The 4109-nt window shown below is 64.4% G+C and carries 6 protein-coding genes; 4 read left to right on the top strand and 2 right to left on the bottom strand.

Going from position 1 to position 4109, the window contains the following annotated elements; all coding sequences use genetic code 11:
* Nucleotides 1-2: 2 nt before the first annotated feature.
* A complete protein-coding gene (locus EOA13_RS36595) occupies nucleotides 3-500 on the bottom strand; it encodes an FxsA family protein (protein ID WP_127297985.1) in 498 nt (165 codons plus the stop codon).
* A gap of 217 nt (nucleotides 501-717) precedes the next feature.
* On the opposite strand from EOA13_RS36595, the gene EOA13_RS36590 reads away from it, so the two are divergent.
* From EOA13_RS36590 to EOA13_RS36575, 4 genes are read left to right on the top strand one after another with little or no spacing between them, the layout of a single operon-like run.
* Nucleotides 718-1425 (top strand): Tim44/TimA family putative adaptor protein, encoded by a 708-nt coding sequence (locus EOA13_RS36590; RefSeq protein ID WP_127297984.1) that lies wholly within the window; start codon nucleotides 718-720, stop codon nucleotides 1423-1425.
* A 25-nt stretch (nucleotides 1426-1450) separates the two neighbouring features.
* Nucleotides 1451-2569, top strand: a complete 1119-nt coding sequence (locus EOA13_RS36585) for a murein transglycosylase A (RefSeq protein WP_127297983.1) — start codon at nucleotides 1451-1453, stop codon at nucleotides 2567-2569.
* Entirely contained in the window at nucleotides 2566-3093 is a 528-nt protein-coding gene (locus EOA13_RS36580) for a Smr/MutS family protein (protein ID WP_127297982.1), read from the top strand. Before EOA13_RS36585 ends, EOA13_RS36580 begins: the two co-directional genes overlap by 4 nt.
* A gap of 25 nt (nucleotides 3094-3118) precedes the next feature.
* Nucleotides 3119-3487, top strand: coding sequence for a helix-turn-helix transcriptional regulator (locus tag EOA13_RS36575; protein WP_127297981.1), 369 nt, complete (start codon nucleotides 3119-3121; stop codon nucleotides 3485-3487).
* 109 nt (nucleotides 3488-3596) lie between these two features.
* Here EOA13_RS36575 and EOA13_RS36570 read toward each other — a convergent pair whose 3' ends face one another.
* Nucleotides 3597-3833 (bottom strand): hypothetical protein, encoded by a 237-nt coding sequence (locus EOA13_RS36570; protein WP_127297980.1) that lies wholly within the window; start codon nucleotides 3831-3833, stop codon nucleotides 3597-3599.
* Nucleotides 3834-4109 lie beyond the last annotated feature (276 nt).

Genomic DNA, 4109 nt, shown 5'->3' with positions numbered 1-4109 from the left:
CCCTAATCGTCCTTCAGGCGGCGCCACGGCGAGTTGTGATCCGGTCCGCGCTTCAGATCGTCCTCGCGCGAATAGTCGCCGTCTTCGAGGTCGATGACCCTGTCGCGCCGGCCACGAAAACCGCCGGTCGAGAAATCGGTGGCGACGACAATGCGGCCCTTGAACCGGCTCCAGGCAAAATCGCGCAATGGCGGCACGAACAGCAGCAGGCCGATGATGTCTGATATGAAGCCGGGGATGATCAGGAGGATCGCCGCAACCACGATCATGGCGCCGTGCGCAAGATGGCGGCTGGGGTTCTGGCCGGCGGCCATCTCGGTGCGGATGCGGGCCATCACACCAAATCCCTGGTATCGGAGCAAAAGCACGCCGGCGACGCTGGAGGCCAGCACGAGGCCGACCGTCGCCAGCGCGCCGACCTCACGGCCGACGATGACGAAACCGGCGATTTCCAGCAGCGGAAGCGCGAGGAGAAAGAAGGGAAGCAGCGAAATGCGCAAGTCTTGCCAACCTTTTTCGATTGTTATGATCGTTTCGATTGTTTTGGCCGCCAGTTGGCAATCGCCGCTGGCACTGAGGCTGTTAGATAGGTATGCCTGCCTTTGATTTGAATGATTGCGCCTTGCGTTCTATATGCTTTGAATGTTGAACGCTATGCGACCGTGGCCATTGGGCCTGACGGTCCGGCCACAGGGCAGGGATTGATTGGCGGAAGATATGGGATTCTTCGACTTCGGCACGATTTTCTTCCTGATTGCGGCGGTGGTCATCTTTTTCCAGCTGCGCAATGTGCTGGGCCGCCGCACCGGCAGCGAACGGCCGCCCTTCGATCCCTATTCGGCGGCTCGCACCGGCGACAAGGATGCCGCCCAGAAATCAGAAAATGTCGTCTCGCTGCCGCGCAAGCGCCCGTCAGGCGAGCCGGCTCCCGACACCTATGCCGCGATCGACGCTTTCGCCAAGCCCGATACCGACCTCAACAAGGGCCTGCGCACAATCAAGGACAATGATCCGTCCTTCGAGCCGAAGGGTTTCGTCGACGGCGCCAAGATGGCTTACGAGATGATCGTCATGGCCTATGCCGACGGCGATCGCAAAACGCTGAAGAACCTGTTGTCGCGCGAGGTCTATGACGGCTTTGTCGCCGCCATCGGTGAGCGCGAGGCCAAGGCGGAAAAGATCCAGTCCTCCTTCGTCGGCATCGACAAGGCCGACATCGTCTCGGCCGAGATGAAGGGCGGCGAGGCGCATGTCACGCTGCGCATTATCAGTGAGCTGATTTCGGCGACCCGCGACAAGGCCGGCGCCGTCATCGACGGCGACCCGGAAACCGTCGCAGAGGTCAAGGATGTCTGGACCTTCGCCCGCGACACGCGCTCGCGCGATCCGAACTGGAAGCTCGTCGCCACCGAGGAAGAAGACTAGTTCGGAAACACGCGGCGAGGCTCCGGTGTCGCTATCGCCTCTTTTTGTCGAGAAAGCCTTCGGCGATCTGCCCGGCTGGGACGATGACGACCATTCGGCGGCCTTCGCCGCCTTTCGCCGCTCGGCCTTCCATGCCTTGACCAAACCCTACCGCAGCGGTGCGCTCGGCGTCGACTTCGATGCCTTTGCCGATGCCTACGCCGAGGCCCGGACCGTTTCGCCGGCGGATCGGTCGCCGACCCGCGGGGAAGCCCGCGCCTTCTTCGAGCGCCATTTCGTCCCGGCGCTTATCCCCGCCGAACATGCCGGCGCCGGGCTCGTCACTGGTTTCTATGAGCCGCAGGTCGAGGCGTCACCGGTGCGCACGGATCGGTTTTCGGTGCCGTTGCTTTCGCGCCCGGCCGATCTCGTCGACATCGACGACGGAAACCGGCCGCCCGGCCTGGATCCCTACCTCGCTTTCGCGCGCCAGACGCCGAGCAGGCCGGTCGAGTACCCCGACCGTGGCGAGATCGAGCGCGGCGCGCTCGACGGCAAGGGTCTGGAAATCGCCTGGCTGGCCGACAAGGTCGATGCCTTCTTCATTCACGTACAAGGTGCCGCACGCCTCGCCATGACCGACGGCCGGCTTGTCCGCGTCACCTACGCCGCCAAATCCGGCCAGCGCTTCACCGGGCCCGGCGGGATCCTGAGCGAGTTGGGCGAGATCCCGCTGGCGGAAGTGACGATGCAGTCGATCCGCGCCTGGTTCAAGGCGCATCCGGACCGCGTCGACGAGATCCTGTGGCAGAACCGCTCCTACATCTTCTTCCGCGAGGACGATGTCGAGGACGCGGCCCTTGGCCCGATCGCCGCCGCCAAGGTGCCGCTGACGCCGGGCCGCTCGATCGCCGTCGACCGCCTGCTGCATACATTCGGCACGCCCTTTTACATCGACGCGCCGACGCTCACTGCTTTCGACGCTAAACCGTTCCGCTGCCTGATGATCGCGCAGGACACCGGCTCGGCCATCACCGGGTCCGCGCGGGGCGACCTGTTCGCCGGTTCGGGCGATGCCGCGGGCGAGATCGCCGGCGTGGTCCGCAATGCCGCGGATTTTTATGCGCTGATCCCACGCGCGCTCGTTGCGGGTGCGATCCGATGACCCGGCGCCCGGACAAGCTCAGCGAGGACGACCGGGTTCTGTGGAACCTGGTGGCGCGCACGGCCAAGCCGCTGAAGGGCAAATTTGCCGTCGACATCCCTGAAATCCCTGCCGAGGTCAGGCCAAGTCAGCCGCAACCGGTTCAGCCCATGGCCAATCCCGGGGCAGCCAAACCAAAGACGCAGCATGTCGCCCACGCGCTCGACGAGCCGACCTTGGACAAGCTGTCGAAAGGCCGGCTGCCGATCGAGGGCCGCGTCGATCTGCACGGCCTGACCCAGGACGAGGCCTATTCGCTGCTGTTTTCATTCCTGCACCGGGCGCATGCCGGCGGCGTCCGCTATGTCCTGGTCATCACCGGCAAGGGCTCGTCCTCCGGCGGCGATGGCGTGTTGCGGCGCGCGGTACCGGCCTGGCTGTCGACGCCCGCCTTCCGGCCGCTGGTCTCCAGCCACGACCATGCCGCCCGCAATCATGGCGGTTCGGGTGCGCTCTATATCCGGCTGCGGCGGGCGCGCGTGTGAGGAGTTCGTTCATGAGGGTGGGGGCATGACCCCGTTCGGCGAGAAGCTGCGCACGCTCAGAAGCGAACGCGGTGTCCGCCAGAAGGACATGGCGGCGGCGATCGGCGTCAGCGCCGCCTATCTGTCGGCGCTCGAACATGGCAGGCGCGGTGCCCCGACCTGGACGCTGATCCAGAAGATCATCGGCTATTTCAACATCATCTGGGACGACGCCGAGGAACTGGCGCGGCTGGCCGAGGCCTCGCATCCGCGTGTAAAACTCGACACGTCGGGTCTTTCCCCCGCCGCCACCGAGCTTGCCAATCTGCTGGCGGAAAACATCGAGAAACTCGACGAAGCCGAGCTTCGCCGCATCACCGCATCGATCCGCGCGGCGCTGGGCCGGCGGCCGTAGCTTCGCGATCTGCACCGGAGGCGCGCCTTGGCGATTTTCTCGCGAAGGTGTTTCGCTTCACGTGAAGAGATGCCCGCAGGCGATTCGCCAGCAGGCATCTGTGGTGAGATCATTTCTTGCCGGCCGTGCCGCCATTGTTTCCCCGGCCGCCCTTGTCGCTATGGTCGTGGCCATTGTTTCCGCCGCCGAGGCAGTTCGACTCGCCGGCGCCGCAACAGCGGCCGCTCCACAAATCGTTGGTTTGCGTCTGGGCGCAGCTCGTGACGGTCTGATCGGCCAAGGCAGATCCGGACATTGCCGATACCGCGACCTCGGCGAGAAGTGCATTTCGCAAAAGTGCAGTCATCTGAAGTCTCCATGATTGGTTTTCGTCTACGGCCATGTGTCGTCGGCCGGGAGGAAATGGTTCACGGAGGATGGGAAAATTGCTTGGCGGTCCCCCTCGCGTTCGTCATCCACGGGCGGAGCGGGAGCGAAGCGGACGCGCAGACCCGAGGATCCTGTGTGTTGTTCCCATGCTATGTCTGAAGTGGGAAGGAGACCGAGGGGATCCTGGTCGTCCTTTCGAGGACAGGCCGTGGCATGGCTCGGTCCCTTCCCACCGGTGAACCATCAACCTGAA

The organism is Mesorhizobium sp. M7A.F.Ca.US.011.01.1.1 (genome assembly GCF_003998295.1).
In the GTDB taxonomy this organism is placed as follows: domain Bacteria; phylum Pseudomonadota; class Alphaproteobacteria; order Rhizobiales; family Rhizobiaceae; genus Mesorhizobium.
Note: the sequence above shows the minus strand (reverse complement) of the source record. Positions and strands in the feature narration are given on the sequence as shown.